This is a genomic window from Paenibacillus sp. MMS20-IR301, from assembly GCF_032302195.1.
Lineage (GTDB): Bacteria > Bacillota > Bacilli > Paenibacillales > Paenibacillaceae > Paenibacillus_AQ.
Genome location: NZ_CP135275.1, coordinates 4296494 through 4316473, shown reverse-complemented (window position 1 = coordinate 4316473; position 19980 = coordinate 4296494). Strand labels below are relative to the sequence as shown.

General features: G+C 53.3%; 22 protein-coding genes and 1 tRNA gene. 17 read left to right on the top strand and 6 right to left on the bottom strand.

The window, feature by feature from the left end:
- Nucleotides 1–24: 24 nt before the first annotated feature.
- Nucleotides 25–672 (bottom strand): hypothetical protein, encoded by a 648-nt coding sequence (locus LOS79_RS18555; protein ID WP_315411539.1) that lies wholly within the window; start codon nt 670–672, stop codon nt 25–27.
- Between the two features lie 34 nt (nt 673–706).
- Complete coding sequence (locus tag LOS79_RS18550; protein ID WP_315422319.1) at nt 707–904, bottom strand: XRE family transcriptional regulator; 198 nt, start codon at nt 902–904, stop codon at nt 707–709.
- 145 nt (nt 905–1049) lie between these two features.
- On the opposite strand from LOS79_RS18550, the gene LOS79_RS18545 reads away from it, so the two are divergent.
- The 3 genes from LOS79_RS18545 to LOS79_RS18535 all read left to right on the top strand — a co-directional run bounded on the left by LOS79_RS18545 (nt 1050) and on the right by LOS79_RS18535 (nt 2460).
- Nucleotides 1050–1412, top strand: a complete 363-nt coding sequence (locus LOS79_RS18545) for a helix-turn-helix domain-containing protein (protein WP_315411538.1) — start codon at nt 1050–1052, stop codon at nt 1410–1412.
- 83 nt (nt 1413–1495) lie between these two features.
- Nucleotides 1496–1578 (top strand) — tRNA-Leu (locus tag LOS79_RS18540).
- Between the two features lie 87 nt (nt 1579–1665).
- The gene (locus tag LOS79_RS18535) at nt 1666–2460 is read left to right on the top strand and encodes a ChbG/HpnK family deacetylase (protein ID WP_315411537.1); all 795 of its coding nucleotides are present in this window, start codon (nt 1666–1668) and stop codon (nt 2458–2460) included.
- A gap of 100 nt (nt 2461–2560) precedes the next feature.
- On the opposite strand, the gene LOS79_RS18530 is transcribed toward LOS79_RS18535, so the two are convergent.
- On the bottom strand, nt 2561–3040 hold the full coding sequence (locus tag LOS79_RS18530) for a glutathione peroxidase (RefSeq protein ID WP_315411536.1): 480 nt from the start codon (nt 3038–3040) through the stop codon (nt 2561–2563).
- A gap of 179 nt (nt 3041–3219) precedes the next feature.
- Between LOS79_RS18530 and LOS79_RS18525 the strand changes: the two genes are divergently transcribed.
- The 3 genes from LOS79_RS18525 to LOS79_RS18515 all read left to right on the top strand — a co-directional run bounded on the left by LOS79_RS18525 (nt 3220) and on the right by LOS79_RS18515 (nt 5050).
- Nucleotides 3220–3639: an organic hydroperoxide resistance protein gene (locus LOS79_RS18525; protein WP_315422317.1), complete on the top strand. Its 420-nt coding sequence runs from the start codon at nt 3220–3222 to the stop codon at nt 3637–3639.
- A 280-nt stretch (nt 3640–3919) separates the two neighbouring features.
- Nucleotides 3920–4198, top strand: coding sequence for a hypothetical protein (locus LOS79_RS18520; RefSeq protein WP_315422315.1), 279 nt, complete (start codon nt 3920–3922; stop codon nt 4196–4198).
- Between the two features lie 432 nt (nt 4199–4630).
- A complete protein-coding gene (locus tag LOS79_RS18515) occupies nt 4631–5050 on the top strand; it encodes a thiol-disulfide oxidoreductase DCC family protein (RefSeq protein ID WP_315411535.1) in 420 nt (139 codons plus the stop codon).
- Between the two features lie 100 nt (nt 5051–5150).
- On the opposite strand, the gene LOS79_RS18510 is transcribed toward LOS79_RS18515, so the two are convergent.
- Nucleotides 5151–6335 carry a copper amine oxidase N-terminal domain-containing protein gene (locus LOS79_RS18510; RefSeq protein ID WP_315411534.1) on the bottom strand — a complete coding sequence of 395 codons (1185 nt, stop codon included), beginning with the start codon at nt 6333–6335 and terminating at the stop codon, nt 5151–5153.
- A 330-nt stretch (nt 6336–6665) separates the two neighbouring features.
- Between LOS79_RS18510 and LOS79_RS18505 the strand changes: the two genes are divergently transcribed.
- The 10 genes from LOS79_RS18505 (at nt 6666) to LOS79_RS18460 (ending at nt 17219) form a co-directional block, all read left to right on the top strand.
- The gene (locus LOS79_RS18505) at nt 6666–7826 is read left to right on the top strand and encodes a hypothetical protein (protein WP_315411533.1); all 1161 of its coding nucleotides are present in this window, start codon (nt 6666–6668) and stop codon (nt 7824–7826) included.
- Entirely contained in the window at nt 7823–9094 is a 1272-nt protein-coding gene (locus LOS79_RS18500) for a TadA family conjugal transfer-associated ATPase (RefSeq protein ID WP_315411532.1), read from the top strand. The genes LOS79_RS18505 and LOS79_RS18500 overlap by 4 nt, the downstream gene beginning before the upstream one ends.
- Before the next feature lie 62 nt (nt 9095–9156).
- Nucleotides 9157–9933: a type II secretion system F family protein gene (locus tag LOS79_RS18495; RefSeq protein WP_397386800.1), complete on the top strand. Its 777-nt coding sequence runs from the start codon at nt 9157–9159 to the stop codon at nt 9931–9933.
- Nucleotides 9934–9950: 17 nt separating this feature from the next.
- The gene (locus LOS79_RS18490; RefSeq protein WP_315411530.1) at nt 9951–10823 is read left to right on the top strand and encodes a type II secretion system F family protein; all 873 of its coding nucleotides are present in this window, start codon (nt 9951–9953) and stop codon (nt 10821–10823) included.
- Between the two features lie 14 nt (nt 10824–10837).
- Nucleotides 10838–11026 (top strand): Flp1 family type IVb pilin, encoded by a 189-nt coding sequence (locus LOS79_RS18485; protein ID WP_315411529.1) that lies wholly within the window; start codon nt 10838–10840, stop codon nt 11024–11026.
- Nucleotides 11023–11697, top strand: a complete 675-nt coding sequence (locus tag LOS79_RS18480; RefSeq protein ID WP_315411528.1) for a TadE family protein — start codon at nt 11023–11025, stop codon at nt 11695–11697. Before LOS79_RS18485 ends, LOS79_RS18480 begins: the two co-directional genes overlap by 4 nt.
- 58 nt (nt 11698–11755) lie before the next feature.
- A complete protein-coding gene (locus LOS79_RS18475; RefSeq protein ID WP_315411527.1) occupies nt 11756–13975 on the top strand; it encodes a hypothetical protein in 2220 nt (739 codons plus the stop codon).
- A gap of 15 nt (nt 13976–13990) precedes the next feature.
- Nucleotides 13991–14962 carry a TadE/TadG family type IV pilus assembly protein gene (locus tag LOS79_RS18470; RefSeq protein WP_315411526.1) on the top strand — a complete coding sequence of 324 codons (972 nt, stop codon included), beginning with the start codon at nt 13991–13993 and terminating at the stop codon, nt 14960–14962.
- 25 nt (nt 14963–14987) lie between these two features.
- Nucleotides 14988–15500: an A24 family peptidase gene (locus LOS79_RS18465; protein ID WP_315411525.1), complete on the top strand. Its 513-nt coding sequence runs from the start codon at nt 14988–14990 to the stop codon at nt 15498–15500.
- 21 nt (nt 15501–15521) lie between these two features.
- Nucleotides 15522–17219: a DUF6382 and FHA domain-containing protein gene (locus tag LOS79_RS18460; RefSeq protein ID WP_315411524.1), complete on the top strand. Its 1698-nt coding sequence runs from the start codon at nt 15522–15524 to the stop codon at nt 17217–17219.
- A gap of 8 nt (nt 17220–17227) precedes the next feature.
- On the opposite strand, the gene LOS79_RS18455 is transcribed toward LOS79_RS18460, so the two are convergent.
- Both LOS79_RS18455 and LOS79_RS18450 read right to left on the bottom strand, forming a co-directional pair.
- On the bottom strand, nt 17228–18130 hold the full coding sequence (locus LOS79_RS18455) for a TIGR01777 family oxidoreductase (protein WP_315411523.1): 903 nt from the start codon (nt 18128–18130) through the stop codon (nt 17228–17230).
- 56 nt (nt 18131–18186) lie between these two features.
- Nucleotides 18187–18651, bottom strand: coding sequence for a DUF2621 family protein (locus tag LOS79_RS18450; protein ID WP_315422313.1), 465 nt, complete (start codon nt 18649–18651; stop codon nt 18187–18189).
- Nucleotides 18652–18822: 171 nt separating this feature from the next.
- On the opposite strand from LOS79_RS18450, the gene LOS79_RS18445 reads away from it, so the two are divergent.
- On the top strand, nt 18823–19950 hold the full coding sequence (locus LOS79_RS18445; RefSeq protein ID WP_315411522.1) for a deoxyribonuclease IV: 1128 nt from the start codon (nt 18823–18825) through the stop codon (nt 19948–19950).
- Nucleotides 19951–19980: the final 30 nt, after the last annotated feature.

Sequence of the window (19980 nt, the reverse complement as noted above, 5' to 3'; positions counted from 1 at the left end):
GTTATGATTGCATTATACCTCAGATCACCATTTCAGTGCGGCTGCGTATTTCGGATACAGCGCCCGGATGCAGCCCGGGCAGATATCATGTGTGAATTGCAGGGAGAGCTGCTGCTGGAGGAAACGTTCAATCGGGATCCATTCCTCCTGCACGGTCCGGATGGATTTGCAGGCGGCGCAGATGGGCACAAGGTAATGGTTTCTGTGATCCGGATGAACAGCGGAAGAGGTTATTGGGCTTATCTTATCGGGATTGGACTGCGCTTGTGAAGCAGGAGTGTGTCCGGTGTCGTTCAGAGTAAGGATTGCCGCCGGATAGTCCGGTGTCGTGCCGGTAATCAGCGGAAAGAGATCGAATCGGAATATCCGTTGACCGTTATGCTTAGTCATAATCTCCAGTTCAGTGCTGGAAGCCAGGCAGCGTCCTTGAAAAACATCTCCTAGCAGCAGCTCCAGCTTCATACGCCCCTGAGGGTCAGCCAGCCGTTCCCCAAACAGCCCGGCAACATTCTCTCCCCGCCAGCCAGCTGTCCCGGAGAAGCCATACAGCTGATTGTAGATGTCCCACTGCCTATTAGCGAACCGAATGAATGCGCCGCTGCTGACAAGCAGCGCATTATGCCGGAGGCTATTCAGGGACTGGATGAGGGATGCTGAAAGTCTATGCGGCAATAGGTATCGCTCCTTGGAGTACAGGATGGGTAAGTTAAGGCGGCGGCAGATTCAGCAGCTCGGCGACTTGACGGCGGTAGCGGTCGGCTTTGCGTGTGCCGTGAATCAGGTTGGATAGCCGATATGGAGGAATACCGTGTAACTCGCAGAATTTCTTCTGATCCAGATGCAGTTCTGTCAGCCGCTGCTTGATGGCCCAGCCATACGGAGTGATGGGGCGTTTGCTGTTCAGATCGCTCACCTCTTATCGACTATCCAGCCGCTATGATATAATAAGAAAAGACATAATAATAGTTAATTATATACTTTTTTACGTCATTTTACAATAAAAATTACGTATTTACGTGTGTTTATTTCTGACGGAAGGCGGTTGGCCGATGCAGTCCATTTACGAACGAATTGAAACTCTGATCAAACGGCAGGGAATTACCAAGAAGCACTTTTGTGAGCAGCTCAGTATCAGTACAGGGAATTTGGGAGACTGGAAGCGCGGGAAGTCTACACCGGGCACGCATAAGCTGATTGAGATTGCTGCATTTTTTCATGTCAGCCTCGACTGGCTTATTCTGGGGAAGCAGACCGAAACAGTGAAGGAAAGCGGAGAGGATTATTTTTTTGGCCAAATACGGCAATTGAATTGCCAAACGGATGAGCTGCTGCCGAAGGAGAAGGAATTCATCAAGGAATATATCGAGTTTACGGAGTACCGCAAGCGGAAGGAAATGGACGAAAATTCTTGAGCAGGCATCTTTACTTTTGGGCGCAACCGATTTATAATATTGAATGTTGGCCTCAAACAAAGCTTTAACGTTGTACACACCGCGCGGTAGTGGTGGAATGGCAGACACGCTATCTTGAGGGGGTAGTGGGTGTATACCCGTGGAGGTTCGAGTCCTCTCTACCGCATATGATATCAACAAGAAACCTGGAATTCCTTATCATAAGGGATTTCAGGTTTTTTGTTGTTCTTTTATTACAAGGGAGATGAGAATAATGTCTAATGAGCGTTATCTGATCATTACCGCCGATGATTTCGGCCTGTGCCGCTCAATGAATGAAGCGATAATCGAGCTGTGGGAGGCCCGGGCTATTACTTCCAGTGTAATTATGATGCCGGAAGCCTGGGCCGGGCAGGCAGCAGAATACGCTGCTCAGCACCGTGATGCGAACATCGGAATTCATCTTACGCTGAAATCCGGATTCCTGCAGAAGGCCAGCGATCAGGCGGTCAGCACAGAAATACGCAGCCAAATTGAAGCAGCCATACAGAGTGGGATAGATCCGACCCATCTGGACAGCCATGAAGGCAGTCTACTCGGGCTGGCGGACGGACGTGACTTCCTTGAGCTGGTGTTCGATTTGTGTGAGGAATACCGGCTGCCGTTCAAGCTGCCGCGTAATATTGTGCACCAGCCCTTCTTCAGCGGGCAGCAGCGGAAGCTATTCCGCAAGAGGATTGATTCGGCTGACCGCCGGTGTATCCCGCTGATAGATGAGCTGATAATTCTGCCTTACGAGCATGAGCCGGGAGAGGATTATCCTTCTGTGAAGCGGCAATTATCGCAGGCAATCCGGGATATGAGAGCAGGGATTACGGAGCTGGTAGTCCATCCCGCGCGGGACACCGCCGAAATGCGCACCATCACCCCGCACTCCGCCAAAAGAGAGCTGGAGTTTAGACTATGCATGGACGAAGAGTTCCGGAAGCTTGTGGCTGACGAAGGTATTCAGCTGATCTCCTGGCGGGAGGTGCGTGACGGAATGCGGCTTGGGCGAACAAATACATAGACCTCTTCATTTAGTTATAAAAGCTTGCAAAAACCCCCTTTCTGTCCGGATATTACCGGTGTAAAAGGGGGGTTCAACGTTTGCAGTAGTATAGCTTCAATTAGTCCAGCAGCTTCGCGATGTCCGCTTCAATCTGATCCGGCGTTGTCTGCGGGGAGAACCGTTTCAGGACACGGCCTTCCTGATCCACCAGAAACTTGGTGAAATTCCATTTGACGCTCTTAGAGCCCAGGACACCCGGCGCTTCCTTGGCGAGATATTTGAACAGGGGGTGGGCTTCGCTGCCGTTGACGTTAATCTTCTCGTACATCGGGAAGGTTACACCGTAATTAATCTCGCAGAACTCGGCGATCTCTCCGCTCTCCCCCGGCTCTTGTCCGGCAAACTGGTTGCTGGGGAACCCTAGTACTTCGAATCCGCGGTCTTTGAATTTATCGTACACTTCCTGGAGACCCTTATACTGGGGGGTGAATCCGCACTTGCTGGCTGTATTCACGACGAGCAGTACCTTGCCTTTGTACTTGGAGAGTGATTCTTCCTGGCCCCGCAGGGTGTTAGCTTCATAATCATAAACACTCATGAATGATTCCTCCCGAACATTAATTTATCGCAATTCAATTGTACACTATTTATCTCCGGAAGCAAACCTTCAGGTTGTGACAAACTTGCATCATCGTTTCAAAATACGGTTGTTGTTTAAGTAAAAGATGTGTCTGTAATAAATTTACCGGAAAAAGGAGAAGATCAAACATGACTGCATTGAAGGCATTGTATACAGCGACAGCAACGGTACACGGCGGGCGCGAAGGCTCGGTGGAATCCTCGGACGGTGCGCTTAAGCATGACCTGAAAATCCCGAAGGAGCTCGGCGGCCCCGGCGGGGCGGGAACGAATCCGGAGCAGCTGTTCGCGGCAGGTTATGGAGCCTGCTATGAGAGTGCCCTGGCGAATATCGCCCGTAAGGAAGGCGTGAAGCTGCAGGATGTGGAGATTACCTCTAACGTGCTGATTGGCAAGGATGACAGCGATGGCGGCTTTAAGCTTGCTGTGAGGCTGGATGTGAAGCTGCCGGGAGTTGAGCGGGCTGCGGCGGAGGATCTGGCGAAGAAAGCCCATGATTTCTGCCCGTACTCCAAGGCGACCCGCGGTAATATTGAGGTTGAATTAAATGTGCTCTAGAGAACAGTGATGTTCCATTTAATAATGTAAGTATAGCTGAAGGCCGGCCAGTTGATGTCCGGTCTTTATGCTGTGCAGAGCTGCAGTAAGGAAGGGTAATTAAGAGCAAACCTGGGAATAATGGCTAAATGGAGTCTTATAAGGAGAGAAGCGCAATAAATAGCAGGCGGGAGCTTGTACATTGGTTGACATCACCCCGGAAATTCTTTAATATGTCTAAGTATCTGTTAATGTCGCGCGTGCTATTTACTACCAAAAATTTAAATAATGGGTGATGAAGATGTCTTATAGACCGAATATTACGAATGTGACCAAGGCCAGCAGCAATGATAAGGAAGGATTGTACGAGTTCATTATCAAGCTTGCTGACGGAACGGAGTGCCGCGCGTTCTACAACCGGTTTCCAGAATGGAAAATGACGAACATCAGCCGCCTGCTCAAGACTCCATGTCCGGTATGCCGCAAAGACTTTATCTGCAAATGCATGGAATCCTTCACTGCTGATTTCGAACAGCAAATGACCGGGGACGAGTGGATCAACAAGGCAATTGCTGAATAACTTAACGAACGGACGTTGCAGGCGCGGGAGCTATCCCGCGTTTTTTTTGCATAGGTGGATGCTGTATAGCTTGAACTGGAAAGCTGGATGTTGACCTAACCCAATTCCGCCTCCTTATGGACACCACAGCTCTTATTTGCTCAAAATAGGCTTTTTGGGCGGTCTTGCGGACACCATGGCCCTTATCGGCCGCTTTTCATGGGCTAACTCCGCTTTTTCGGTGAAATAACGGCGCTCATGTCCGTAAGACCGACACTCAGGTACCTTTCCGCAGGCTTAAGGTCTCTCCTGTCCGTAACGTTTAGCTAGTCACATGAACAACCGTTACGCGACTGGCTACTTTCTTAATGGGGGCCGATTCAGTCCAGTTCATGTTTTTTTTCAAAAGCTGGTTTGAGGGGTACACTATGCTAAGAGGAAGGGGCTGGCGGAATGGCTGAGGAGCGCGGAGAAATGCAGGGTAAATCTATAGTACTGATTGATGGTGTCTGTCATCTGTGCCAGGGGCTGGTCCGCTTCATTATTCCCCGTGACCCTAAAGAGCTCTTCATGTTTGCCTCCTTGCAGAGCGAAGCTGCCCGTGAGCTGCTGAGAGCGGGGGGGCTGCTGGAAGATACGCTGAATACAGTCGTGCTCGTGGAAAGCGGCGTCAATTATACAGAATCGGCGGCTGTGCTGCGGATTGCCCGCAGACTGAGGTTTCCATGGCCTGCTGCTTACGTGTTCATTCTGGTGCCGGCTCCGCTGCGCAACTTTGTATACCGGCTGGTAGCCAGGAACCGTTACCGCTGGTTCGGCCGTGATGAGCAGTGTCTGCTTCCTTCACCAGAGCTGAAGCGGCGGTTTCTGTAATTTGTGTAAAAAAAAGCAGTGCCGCCGGGGGAGGGCGGCACTGCTTTTTGGCATACAGGTATTTGAGTCACGATTCTATCTAGGATGCCTGAACAGGCTGTTACGGAGTAAGAGGTTCGGTCTTGATGATATAGCTCTGAACCAGCTTCCACTTGCCGTCTGCTGCCTTCTTCACCGTTGTAACTGTAGTGGAGCGGGTATCGGCAAGCGCAGGTCCGCTTAACCGCTTAGTTGTCTGCACCATGTATACAGAGGCTTCATCGGCTGTGTAGTCGATGATCTTCGAAGACTCAATAGCGGATTCCAGGTCATAGGCCTGGAACACCTGGGTATAGATCTGTCTGGTCTGGGCATAAGCAGGAGAAGCTTCGTCGATCGTAGAGAGAATGCCGTCAATATTCTCCTTGTTGGTGTAATCCACATTAGCCTGAATTACGGCGTTAATCTGGTCTTCATCGGCTTGGGGAACGGTTACCTTCGCTTCGAGTGTGCCTGCCGGAAGTGAATACTGGATGGCTTTAATCTGCAGATTGCTGATCAGCCACCCGGTACTGCTTTTAGTCAGGGAATAGATATATTCAGCCTTGCTGTTCAGTATAAAAGCACCGCCAAGCTTCTCGGAGTTTTCTACCGTTTGTACTGTTGCTTCGTCTTTCTGCAAATCGATGATATTAAGCTGCTCGATGGTATTCTTCGTGTCGTACTTCGCGTTCTGCTCTTCAAGCTGCGGGCCGATTGCGGCCAGCGGAGATTTCGGATCAATCAGCGACATGAAGCCTTTGATATTCTCGCTGTTGGAATACTCCGCATACTTGTCAAACAGGGCAGCGATTTCTTTAGCGGCTGTGCTGCTGTCTGCAGCGCTGGTGATTGCAACGGTATTGGCTTTGGCATCCCAGCTGACTTCATTACCGGTAGCTTCACTAACGAACCGCAGCGGGACGTAGGTGACATTATTAATCATCCGCGGAGCAGCGGACAGCTGCTTGACGGTTCCGTTGACGCTGGCTTTCTTGCTGCCGATCTGCAGCTTGATGCTCAGTCCTTCTTTGCTGGCTGTAACGGTACTGGTCTTGGCATCCCAGGCGAGCGCGAGTCCCAGCTTCTCGAAGATAGGACGCATTGGCACGAGGATTGTATCGTTATCCTTGACCGGGGAGCTGGAGCTGAGATTAAGCGTCTGCTGGTTAACGGTTACGGTGATAGGCTTGTCTGCAGCGGCAGCGGATAAGCTGACTGCACCGGATAGAGCGAGTACGGCAAGGAATCCGGGGATTAATTTCATCTGTGTAAAACTCCTCTCAATAATGTATAATTTCCCTTTTTATGTACATGTGTATTATATAGGAGAAATGAAAGTGATTACATATCCCCTGCAGGACATGTGAGAATAGGGGATTTATGGAGATTACTCGGATAATGGTAAAAAAGCTATTGCTGAGCCTTTATATATATGCTACTATAGCTGTAAATTAAAGGAATAGTAACGGAAGCACCGTTCAATAACCGTATCTTACGGCTATTGGCGGTGCTTTTTTTGTTGCCCTTATTCCGAAGGCGGCTGCTCCTGCACCGGATGCCAGCTGCTATCACCTGCAGAGAGGAGAATGATTTCATGACAGCAAGAATTGTGCTTGCGGTCCGTGAGAGCCAGTATATTGAACCGCTGCTTCATTACCTGCACCACAGCAGCTACGGGGAAATGCTGCGGATTACGGCCTTTAGCAGACTGGACACATTTATGGAATTTATGAAAGGGAATGAACTGCCGGATGCCGTGGCGGGAGATGCCTCATTTATTGAGGCCTGGCTGGTGGAAGGGAGAAGCAGTGTTCCGTGGGCGGTCTTAAGTGAAGCCGGTGAAATGCCGGATAGCAGGAATTCCCCGGCGGGCGGCAGGGTGATTGCCAAGTATCAGGCGCTGCCCTCCCTGCTGGAATCCATTCTCCAGCTGTGTGATCTGAAGCGGGCCAGGACTGCTGCTGTGCCCAAGGAACAGACACTGCTGCTTGGTGTAGTCTCTGCCAGCGGGGGCAGCGGCAAAACAACCGTTGCCCTGAATATAGCCAAGCAGCTCGGTGCACTCGGGTTATCTGTGTTCTATCTCAATCTGGAAAGTGTGGACAGCAGCGGAATGTATCTGCGGATGCCGGGCGGTAATGTTCCGGGTCTGGAGCGCCTGCTATATGAGCTTAAGGCAGGCGGAGAGTCGAACGGCGGGAGAGGCAAGCCCGCCTGGGCGGATTATGCATTCAGGCATGAGGTCCTGAGATGTGATGCATTCAGGCCGGTTGAGAACTTCAAGGAGATGCTTCAGATGTCACAGCGTGACACGCTGGACATCCTGGACGGCTTGGCCGGTGCGGGAAGCTATGACGTAGTTATTGCAGATACGGGCAGTATTGAGGAGGAGCGGGCACAGGCTGTTCTGCGCAGATGCGGCAGCCTGCTGTGGATACTGAAGAATGAGCAGGTAAGCCTGTATAAGACGGAGCGCTGGCTGGCCTACTACGGAAGTCCGCACTCCGGCATGACACCGGAAATGCGGGCCAGAAGCAGATTTGTGCTGAACTGCTGCACAGAGACAGGAAATGAACTGCCGGCGGCAGCGGGTATCAGGCTGGAGGGCATTTTGCCGTACATTCCCTCCTGGGGCACGCAGCATTACGGAGAGCTGTGCCTTAGCTCACCCCAATTCATAGCGGCAGTGCAGCAGCTGTGCAGAACGGTTGTTGAACCGGCGCTGCCGGGAGTATTCACCGGGAGTTCTGCATGAATGAGGAGATGTTCAGGGCACTGCGCAGTGATATACGGGCAGGACTGGACGTTACATCGGCTATCGGGAACATTGAGCTCGCTGCTTTCATAGAACGGATCATACTCAGCCGGGAACAGCTGCGTTATCTGACTGCCCAGGAGAAGCATGAATTAGTCAAGAAACTGTTTGATTCCTTCCGGGGACTGGATGTGCTGCAGCCTCTGGTCGATAATCCGGCCATTACGGAGATTATGATTAACAGCCATGAGGAGATTTTTGTAGAAGAGGAGGGGATGATCCGCCGGCTGCCGCTGGCCTTTGAATCCCGGAGCCGGCTGGAGGATATTATCCAGACCGTTGTCTCCGGCGTGAACCGGGTGGTCAATGAGTCGTCACCGATTGTTGATGCCAGACTGCAGGACGGATCCCGTGTCAACATCGTGTTGCCTCCGGCCGCATTGAAGGGGCCGGCGATGACGATCCGCAAGTTCCCGGAGACTCCCCTGACAATGAACGAACTGGTGAAGCGTGAAGCGCTTAGTGCGGAAGCGGCAGAGCTGCTGCAGATCCTGGTTGCGGCTAAGTTCAATATATTCATCAGCGGCGGCACCGGGTCGGGGAAGACGACCTTCCTGAATGCCCTGTCCCAGTTCATCCCGCCGCAGGAGCGGGTGATTACGGTCGAGGATTCCGCTGAGCTGCAGATTGTCACGGTGCCCAATCTGGTCTCGCTGGAGACGAGGAATGCCAATACGGAAGGGCGCGGCGAGATCACAATCCGCGATCTGATCCGCACTTCACTGCGGATGCGGCCTAACCGCATCGTTGTCGGGGAGGTCCGGGGGGCAGAGTGCCTCGATATGCTGCAGGCGATGAACACAGGCCATGACGGCTCCTTATCGACAGGGCATTCCAACAGTGCCCGCGATATGATCAGCCGGATGGAGACGATGGTGCTTAGTGCTGCCGAGCTGCCGGTGCCAGTAGTCCGCCAGCAAATCAGTTCGGCAGTAGATATATTCGTACATTTATCACGGCTGCGTGACCGCTCGCGCCGGGTTATGGAGATTAGTGAGGTGATTGGCCTGCATGACGGCGAGGTGGAATTGAACCCGTTATATGTGTTTCAGGAGACGGGGGAAGAAGCCGGCAGGGTGCTGGGAAGCCTTAAGCCCACCGGTCATCCGCTGCAGCATAAGGCTAAGCTGCAGATGGCCGGAGTTACTGATTATACATTGCTGCGGGGAATCGCAGTGAATTCCAGCAGAGAGGGGGCTGTACCCTGATCGCTTTGAAGAAGAGGGGGCGGCGTTTGCCGCAGACGAATAGGACGCCTTCTGCGAGCAGAATATCAACGGGAGAATCAGCTGCGGGTCATCCGGCACTCCCGGATTATACGGTGTACAGCCTGACTCCGCTGCAAAGGAACATGGCGATTATAACCGGCGGATTGCTGCTCTACGGCACCGGTTATCTGTTCTATCACCAGCTGCTGCTGGCATTGCTGCTGGTACCGGGCAGTGCTTACGGGCCGCGGCTGCTGCGGGGGCTTCTGCTTCAGCGGCGCCGGGCTGCACTTACCCTGCAGTTCAAGCAGATGCTGTTCTCACTCTCTTCATCGCTGTCTGCCGGACGGTCGGTGGAGAATGCCTTCCGCGAGGCGGTGCTTGATCTGCGGATGCTTGATCCGGAAGGGAGCGGCGATATGCTGGCTGAGCTGGATATCATCTGTGCCCGCATGGAATACGGGGAACCGGTAGAAGAGGCGCTGTACGATTTCAGCAGAAGGGCGGCGATGGAGGATGTTGAGCGGTTTGCCGATGTGTTCACAGTCTGCAAGCGGACAGGCGGGGATCTTGTGGAAATCGTGCGCCGGACCTCGTCCGTTATCGGCGAGAAGCTGGACATTCAACAGGATATTGCAGTCAGTATTGCCCAGAAGAAATTTGAAGCCAAGGCCCTGCTTGTCTCCCCGCTGATGATGGTAATGTTCATGAGCCTGACAGCCGGAGAGTATATGGACCCGATGTATACCGGGGCCGGGATAGCTATCTCTACCGTGGCGCTGATTGCACTGTTCTTATGTTATCTCTGGACGAACAAGATTATGGATATTCCGCTTTAAAGAAAGGGGTGAACGGAATGTCTGTGTTATGCAGCGCGATAACGCTAATATTCATGATCGGCTGGCTGGTTCTGCGTTTCAAGTGCGGCAGACGCTACGCTGCGCTGCGGGAAATCCAGGTCGAAGGGCTGCGGTTTAGGCGGCTCGGGGAGCCGTTGCTGCTGCTTATAGAGCAGGGCCGAATCAGCCGCCTCATTCCGGCAGTAATGTTCAGGATCCAGCGCTCGCTTCAACGGATTTACGGTATGCGCTACAGTGCGGAGCGTACCCTGCTGTTCATGGGTGAGATGCTCAGCTTCAGCTGGCTGTTCATGACAGGCGGAAGTGTAATTACCCTGCTTAGCAGGGATGCTGCGGGAATTACCATCGGTGGGCTGCTGGCGGCTGTGATTCCGGCGGCGATGGTCAGTGACCTGCACAAGAAAGTTCGGATAAGAGAGCAGAGCATCTGCTTTGAGCTGCCGGAGCTATTGAATAGTCTGGTGCTCCTTGTTGGGGCCGGAGAGACGGTGCAGCGGGCGATCCTCCGCTGTGTGCAGGGCCGGCAAGGGGATGCTGCCCATCCTTTGTACGCGGAGCTGCTGAAGATGACAGCTGAATGGGAGGGCGGATATTCATTTCAGCAGGCATTTGAGAATTTCAGCAGGCGCTGCGCGGTGCAGGAGGTATCTATCTTCACAACAACCGTGCTGCTTAATTACCGCAGAGGCGGAGCAGACTTTGTCCTGTCGCTGCGGGATCTCTCCCGGATGCTCTGGGAGAAGCGGAAGGCGGTCAGCCGGACACGCGGGGAACAGGCTTCATCTAAGCTGGTCTTTCCGATGGTGGTTATTTTTCTGATAGTAATTGTGCTGGTGGGTTCACCCGCGCTGATGATGTTAAAAATGTAGGAGGAGGAAAGCAGATGATGACAGAGAATACGCAAGGAGCTACGCGCTTTTGGAGCGACGAGGACGGGCTGGGAACACTGGAGATGATCCTGATTATTGCTGTACTGATTGCGGTAGTGCTGGTGTTCCGTGAAGAGATTGTCAAGGTAGTTGAGAAGCTGATTGCTACTGCCGGTGATAAGAGCCAGGAAGTTTTTGAGTGAATGCCCTGCAGGAGGATGAGGGCAGCTTCACGGTTGAGGCTTCGCTGCTTCTGCCAATCCTTATGGGCATTACCATGCTGCTGCTGTTCTTCAGCCTGTACACCTACCAGAAGGCGATGCTGCTGCAGATAGCCTCAGCTGCGGCTGAGCGTGCCGCCTATAATTGGGAGAACAGCAACCGGAATGCTTCAGGGGAGTTCCAGGCCGGTAATTATGATCCGCTCTACTGGAGGATAAGCGAGGATGGATTGTTATCCTCTTTGTTTGGAATGGATGGCAGAAACGGCAGCACTGCAGTTATGCTTCCCGGAGGCGCAGAAGACAAGGCAGGAGGTTCATTGCCGGAAGTGAAGCTGCAGCAGGCAGCACAGATGGTGCCGGGAAATCTGAGCGGGGAGCTCACTTACAGCTTCGGCCTGACTGGACGCAGAATTGATGCCGGGCTGAAGCAGGTGCTGCATTTGCCGGTTCTGGACGGACTGCTGGCTGACGGTGCAGAACCGGCAGTGGCCGTAAGCTCTTATGTTACTGAACCGGCAGAGTTTATCAGGACAGTCGATCTGATGCGTTACTATGGGGCGAAATTCCGGGATGCTTCACCAGGCAGCGGCAAGACCGGCCGGGGGATGGATAAGAAGAAGGCTGCAAGTATGCTGGGTAAGCTGAATTAAGCTGCACGGGTTCAACTGGGACTGACTCCAGGGACGAGATTAGCGGAAGGTGTTGCGGATGAGGGGTTTTAAGGCCGGAAGGCTGCCGGGCCGGGAGGAAGGCTCTGTTTCTATCTTTCTGATCATGATCTTAGCATTCGTATTTCTGTTCACATCGGTGCTCATTGATTACGCACGGATTGCAGCTGTGAATGTACAGCAGGAACGGCTGGCGAGAGCGGCACTCCGCTCGGTAATGTCTTCCTACGATATCGGACTCAGGGACAGCTATGGACTGTTTGCTTTCGGCGGGGATGACGGGGATCAGCTGTTATCCAAAGTACTGAATGATAACCTCTATGAGAGCGGACGTTCAGATGCATTTAATCTGCTGCCGGTGAAGATGGATTCCTCTTTACTGGAATGGAGCCGTCCGCTGGGCAGCTATGAAATCTTCCGGAGGCAGATCATTGAAGAGATGAAATATAAAGCCCCGGTTGACTTTGCATTGGAGCTGGCAGGTAAGCTTAAACCTCTCTCGGCGGCGATGGCAGAAGCATCGCGGACCACACAGGTGCTGGGAGAGCTGCAGCCGCTGTACGACCGGCGGGAGGAAGCGCTCGGGCGGATGCTGCAGAAGAGGCGGGACGCGGCAGTCAGTGCCGCGAAGCTGCTGAAACTGATAATGGACCCTCCTGCGGATTCTATTGAGCCGGTGCGGATAGACGAGCTTGCTTCAGCTGCTGATATCCCGGCAATGTACACCGATTATCTCCAGAAGAATGAAGCTGATCCGTTGCGCGTTTCGGATAATGATTCGCAGTCTGCCACCGATATGGTTCTTTATGAGACCGGTGCTGCTGAAATCATTAAGGAAATCCCCCTCAAGCTGGCTGCTTTCCAGGCAGAGAATGCAGCACTTCTTGGTGAAGCAGAAGCTGCACTGGAGGAGGCTGTACAGCTGAACGGGCAGATGGAGGCCATACTTGTCCAGTCCAGAGAGGCGGGGGATGCCGCTGCGGCAGAGGACCCGGCCCGGAACTGGGATATTCCGGCTGACGGAGAAGAAGTGTATGCCGGCTCGCTCAAGGAGCTGCAGAACCAAGCAGAGTCTCTTATACTTCCGGCAAGTGAAATCCGTACACTGGAGAACAATATAGAGTCACAGCGAAATGCTGCCTTACCAATGGAGCTGCCGGTGCAGGCTTTGCCGGAATTGTTAGGCGGGGCACTGAAGCTGACAGCCGATAAGGAACTGATGATGGCCGGAGTTCTAAGTGCGGCCAAAGCAGTTAACCAGTACCGGCAATATGGGTCTATTATTACGGCGGAGGCAGCCCAAATCGAGAGCCGCCGGACCTCAGACAGCCAGCGCAAGGAGGTGGAACAGCAGGCAGAGGTAAAGCTGGGGGATGCTATGAAGCTGCTTGATGAGCTTCGCGGACTGGGAGAACGCGCCGGAGAGGCTATGGAGTATTTTCGTAGTCTGCGGCAGTACTACCAGGAGATTGTTGCTTTCAATAATGGTGTAGTACAGGAAGCGGCAGCAGCCTCTGACAGCAAGGAGCAATATGCACCTGGGAAATCCCCGATGAAGAATATGGACGGCTTGTATGCCGCTATAAGCAGTGTTCTGGGAGGGGCCAGGGACAGATTGTATCAGACGGAATATTCGGCCATGTACTTTACCCATTTTGACCTCTCCCGGTTGTTTGCCCCGGCTGATAACGGTACCGCTCCGGGGATCCTGGAGCTGGCAGGGGAACAGCTCGGCCCGCAGGCTCAGGAGCTGGAATATATTTTGTACGGCTTCTATAATCCTGCCGGGAATGTAGCTGCGGCCTACGGTGAGATCTTTGCTTTACGGCTGGCTGTCAGAACTATGGAAGGACTAATTGAGAAAGCCGGTCTCGGCAACCCGCTGGCTGTGCTCGCGGCAGGGTTTCTGTACGGAGTGGAGATGGCTGTTCAGGATATGCTGCTGCTCAGCCGGGATGGCGAATTACCGTTATCCAAGTATTTGCCGGCGCAGCTTAGTTACCGTGATTTCCTCCGGCTGTTTCTCCTGCTGCATGGAGGGGGCGAAGAACAGCTGGCCCGGATGCTTGCTCTGATCCGCCTGAAATCCGGCATTAATCCGGCCGGACAATTCACCTATGCTTCAGCAGAGCTTACCCTGGGCATGCCGCTGTGGTTTCTCCCCGGGGTGGTGAAGCTGATTGGTTATGGTGCGGGACTCTCTGGTGATGTCCGGGGCAAAGTGTATTACCGGAAGGCCCGGGCTGACTTTTCGTATTGAAGGAGGAGTACAGGCATGAAGCAGTGGCTGCGGAGCAGAGGGGAGCGGCGTGACCAAGGCAGCATGGTGGTTGAGGCGGCGCTGGTGCTGCCAGTATTTCTGCTATTCATCCTGTTTCTTATTTTCATTGTGCAAATGACCTTATATTCTACAGCACTGCAGAGTACAGCTTCTGATACCGTTAAGATGATTTCCACGCATGTTTATCCAGCCGCCTTAGCCGCGCAGCAGTGGAACGGAGCGGATCAGGAGGATGCCTCTACGAAGGAGACCTCGAATTCCTCCAGTGTATGGAGTGTACCGCGTCTGTCGCTTTCCGAGTGGAGCGAGAGCTTTGTGGAGGAGCTTCCGCAGCCTATGGAGACATGGGTCAGAGCTGCAGTCCGGGAAGGTGAAGGACCGCTGCAGAAGCTGCAGGCCGGGGCCTCCGAGACGGTGCTCGATCTGGCGCTTAAGCCTGTGCTGAAGCCTTATCTGTCCTCTGACTGGCTGGAATATAGCCGGATTCATGTTTCGAACGTTACAGTTCCGGATTTGAATAAGGGGATACATCCATACTTCGGACTGGTAGTCAGCTATGATCTGCCGATGAGAGTGCCGTTCCTGAATCAGAAGATTGTGCTGGAAGCAAGTGCCGTTGAACGACTGTGGATCGGAAATAGCGATGCAGCCGGCGGTAGCGGAACAGATGAGCCTGCGGAGGAATCCGGGACCATAATCATCCTTGAGAAGCCTAATCCGGGAGTGGCGAACCGCCAGGGAATCATCAAAGTTAAAGTGCCGCCCGGTGCATCTGCCAATCTGTCGATCTTTTACAAGAGCGGCCAGAGCACAGCCAAATATCTGGGCTGGAAGCAGGCTGATGAGAACGGGTATATCGAGTGGGAGTGGAAGATAGGTGTAAACACAACACCGGGTACCTGGTCCTTTGTAATTACCCTGGGAGACGGCACCACACTGGAGGCAACCTTTACCGTAATCAAATGATTGATGAATAGAACGGGGGAATGATATGACAGATTGGGCATTCTGGGGCTGTCTGGCCGCCCTGACCATCGCATTATTTACTGATATCCGCTGGCTGAGGATTCCTAACTGGATTACACTGCCTGTGCTGGTTACAGGAATGAGCCTGCAGCTTGCTGTCAAAGGCTGGCCTGGGCTGATCTTTTCACTCTGCGGTGCAGCGGCAGGATTTGCGCTGCTGCTGATCATGTATTTCATCGGGGCGGTGGGGGCCGGCGATGTGAAGCTGTTTGCCGGAATCGGGGCATGGACCGGTACGGTATTTACACTGCAGGTGATAGTATATTCCATACTGTTGGGGGCGGTCGTCGGGTGGGGGATTCTATTCTTCAGGCGGGGAGCAGGCCAGAAGATCCGCACCATGCTCAGCCGGACAGCGGGATTTCTGCTGCTCCGCACTACAGGCATGGCTGCTGCAAGACAGAGCAGTAATCTGCTCAGGTTTCCTTTTATGCTCGCAGTGTATCCGGGATTCATCTGTGCGTATTATTATTTCTAACCGTTCAGGAGGTGGAAAGCTTTGTTTGGACTGGAACGTGACTTCGTGCAGCAGGACGGGATAACCATGCTGCTTGGCAAGCCAGGGGGGCTGGCGGCAGAGGAGCTTAATATGGTGCAGGCCCGCATGCTGATCAATACCGGCATTCCGCATCATCTGCGGCTGCTTCTCAGAGAGATCGATCTGCAGGTGACACTGGAATATGCTGTATCCAGGCGGAAAATGCTGGGGGCTTTGCTCAAGAGTGAGCGGCTCAGCATGAAGAATTTTTTCGGACTGATGCTGCAGATTGCAGCCGGCATGGAGGAAGGACGGCTGTACATGCTGCGTACAGAGCAATATGCGCTGCATGAGGACTATATATTCATTGAAGGGCCGCTAAGCAGCGGCAAGGTGTTCCTGACGTATCTCCCCCTGCAGAATACAGAGCCGGCGGTAAGACCCGGGGAGTCACTGAAATCACTGATTATGGTGTTCATGGCCGCGATTCATGAGCTGTCTGGTGACGGTATGCGGAGGCTGCTGCAGTACTGCGGGGAGGAGGCCTTCAGCCCTGGCGGGCTAAAGGAGCTGCTGGCGGAACTACTGACCGGAGCAGAGAATCACAGGCCGTACACTGAAGCGCCGGAACATACTCCACTCAAGAGATATGCCGGAGCAGCTGTTCCGCCGGCAGAAGGTAAAGTGCAGGAACCCCTGCCGCCGCTGATACATATTCCTGAAACAACAGCGGCGGGAATGCCGGGGAGGTTGCCTTTCGTTTGGGATTCCAGAGTGAAGGAGCCGGAAGCGGCTGCCGAGGCTCCCGAACAAATGGCATGGCTAAGCGGTACCCCGCTTCTTAAGCGCAAGGAAGCTGCGGCAGCCGGACAGCCTGCAGGCGTTCCGCCGGGAAGCACACAGCAGCATACAGATCAGCCTTCGCCATACAGGACTTATATCATACTGGGTGCGGTATTGTGTGACGCATTGTTATGGAAGTTTCTTTACCTCAATAATCCGCAGACACTCTGGCTGGCAGTCTCTGCTGCAGCAACTTTAGGATTAGGTTTGCTGTGCTGGATGATTTGGAGCGGCAGGCTGTCTTCGGGAGAGTCAGAGGAAGAGGAGGCAGAACCCGAGGAGATTAATGGAAGGCAAAGTGCGGCCCGGCGGCTGCGGGGGGATATGGAGTGGGATTTCGGCAGGAATCCGGTGGTGCCGCTCAGGCCTTCAGCACCAGCCTCTCAGCGCTTAGGCCGGGAAGCGGAAGCAGATTCAGAGGTTTCTGCAGGGTTGGCTGCGGACAGGCAGGAGGGGAATATGGGATTTGGCCAGAGCCGTCCACAGGTGAAGGAACCAGCTGCAACCGCGCTGCTTGTAAGGGAGCCTGGTCCCGATACGGCAGCAGCAGTTCCCCGCAGCAGAACTGCAACACCTTATCTGGAACGGATCAATACAGAGGAGGGGGGAGCTCCTGAGCGCATCGAGCTTGACCGTCCAAGCTTCATTATCGGACGTTCCTCAGAGGTTGCCCAGTATATTGAGCAGTCTGAAGGGGCTTCGCGGGTGCATGCCGAAATTTCCAGAAGCTCAAGCGGGTATATCCTGAAGGATCTGGATTCCAGAAACGGGACATTGCTTGCGGGCGAGGTTATGGTTCCGTATAAGGAATATCCTTTGGCCGAAGGGACCGTGTTTACTATAGTGAAGGGCAGCTATACGTTTCATACGGTTTAAATCAAGCACTATCTGGATTTCAGTTGTTCCAGTGCCGGCTGCAGAGTCGGGTAAGTGAACGTGAAGCCATGGTTGACCGCCTTAGAGGGGAGCACACGTTGGCCTTCCAGCAGGATTGCTGACAGCTCACCTACAGCAGCCTTCAGCAGAAATGCGGGAACAGGGAACCAGTGCGGGCGGTGATACACCTTGCCGAGCATTCTGCCGAATTGTTCATTCGTAACCGGCTGTGGTGCTGTAGCGTTGACGGGTCCTTCCATCTCAGGATTAAGGGCGCAGAATTCGATCAGCCGGACCATATCCGTGAGATGAATCCAGGACAGCCACTGCTTGCCGCTGCCGATTCTGCCGCCGAAGCCGAGGGAGTAGGGCAGCTTCATTTTGGGAAAAGCACCGCTCTCATTGCCGAGAACGACACCTGTGCGCAGCTTGACGAGCCGGACACCCGGATAAGCTTCATCTGCTGCTTCCTCCCAAGTTTTGACGACTTCTGAGGGGAAGTCGATTACGCGGGCGGGTGAAGATTCATTGTAGGTATCCTGCAGCGAAGTGCCGTAAATGGCAACGGCAGAGGATTGGATAACGACCTGGGGCTTATTCTGAAATGAACTCAGCAGCTTCCCGGCTGCGGCCACAGTTTCGAGCCGTGATTGCATAATTGCCTGTTTGCCGCTTGGGGTCCAGCGCTGGCTAAGCGAAGCTCCGGCCAGATTAATCAGGGCATCTGCACCTTCCGCCGCTTCCGGGTTTGATCTCAGGCTGTCCCAGGTCAGATAGCTCAGACCCGGATGTGATACCTTGTTCCCGGGAAGCTTCCGGCCGATGGTGATAATCTGATGCCCTCCCTGGAGCAGGTATTCAGTTAATTCACTGCCGATGAAGCCGCTGCCGCCGCAAATAATATATTTCATAGAGTCTGCTCCTGTCCGGGACGCAAGGATTAATAGGGGGTAAGGATTGCCTGTAGTTACTTGACCAAATGCTTGTAAGGAGTGTAGTCGATACCGTTCTTCTCCAGAAAGGTGAGCAGGAACCGGTTATCCCGCCGCGGTGTTGCCATGATATATCCCTCAATGCAATGCTCGCGGGTTACTTCAGGCGCACTGCTCTCCACGGCAATCCTGCCGATCTCGGCAGCAATGGAATGCTTGGCGATGTCGCGGAACGGGCCGGGAACAGGCTGTACCAGCTGATCCAGAAAAGCCTTCATCTCGTCGCTCCATAGCGGACGGCTGCGCTCGACCCAATAATTCTGCCAATCCAGCTTGGATTTGCCGTCAGCTTTGGGCAGCACCTTAAGGAATTTGCGGAACATGAAATAGCCGCCGATGCACATGCAGCCCAGCAGCAGGAAGGTCCAAAAGGCAATGGAATTCATAAACCAGTTACTTGGTGCCGCAGATAATAAGCTTGAGGGTGAATGAAAATGCATATTTACACCGCCTTTGACAATGATGATTGTCACAAACCTTCTACTCACCTAAAGTATAGCGTATTTCCTGAGTTTTGCGAAGCCAAAGCCGTTGCCGGGGGCTTGCCTAGATTTATTGTCCCGATCACGGTAGAATAAGGGTTAATTCGTGAAGGAAAGAGGGAAATAGGCATGCTGAAAATAGGTTCACATGTGTCCTGCGCGGACAAGGGTCTCCTGAGCGCGGCCAATGAAGCAAATGAGTATGGATCAACCTCGTTTATGATATATACAGGGGCACCGCAGAATACACGCCGTAAGCCGATCGAATCGATGTTCCCTGAGGAAGGGAAGCTGGTGATGAAGAGAAACGGCGTCGCAGAGATTGTCGTTCACGCTCCTTATATTATTAACCTGGGCTCTTACAAGGAAAGCACCTACCAGCTGGCAGTTGATTTTCTGCAGGAAGAGATCCGCCGCACCCATGCGCTAGATGTTAAGCATATCGTCCTGCATCCGGGTGCATTTACGGACAAGGATGCCGAATTCGGTATCCAGCGTATCGCTGACGGACTTAACGAAGTGCTGGGCGGTACGGACGAGACAGAGGTGCATATTGCCCTCGAGACGATGGCTGGTAAAGGAACCGAAATTGGCCGCAGCTTTGAGGAGATTGCCTCCATTATTGATAAGGTGGAATTTAATGAGCGGTTATCTATTTGCCTCGATACCTGTCACATTCATGATGCCGGCTACGACATTGTCGGCGATCTGGATGGTGTACTGAAGAAGTTTGACGATATCATCGGCCTTAAGCGGCTTGGTGTAATTCATATCAATGACAGCAAGAATCCGCGCGGAGCAGGCAAAGACCGCCATACTCCGATTGGCTCAGGCTACATCGGCTTTGAGACAATCAACAATGTGGTGCATCATGAAGCGCTGGTCGGACTTCCGTTTATTCTGGAGACACCATGGATCGGCAAAGACGCGAAGAAGCTGCGCCCGATGTACGAGATTGAGATCGCGCTGCTGCGCGGCACTGTCGCTGAGCGTTTCGGAGCGGAGTTCCTGTCTCAGGTGGAAGAGCTGCATGCTTTTTTTGCCAAGCAGGAGCTGGACTCCCGCCGTTATGTGCTTGATATATGGGAGCTGCTGAAGAATGATGCCAAAGCTAAGAAGGCTGATCCCCGTGAACCGCTGGAGCGTCTGTATGATCAGGTAATTGCCGCCGGACTATTCCCGCAGCTCAGTGAAGAAGCTGTTAATCAGCGGCTGATCGCCTGGCTGGCAGGCAAACAGCTGCTCGTGAACGCTTAAGTCAAACAACTGAAATGCGCAAGCAGATGA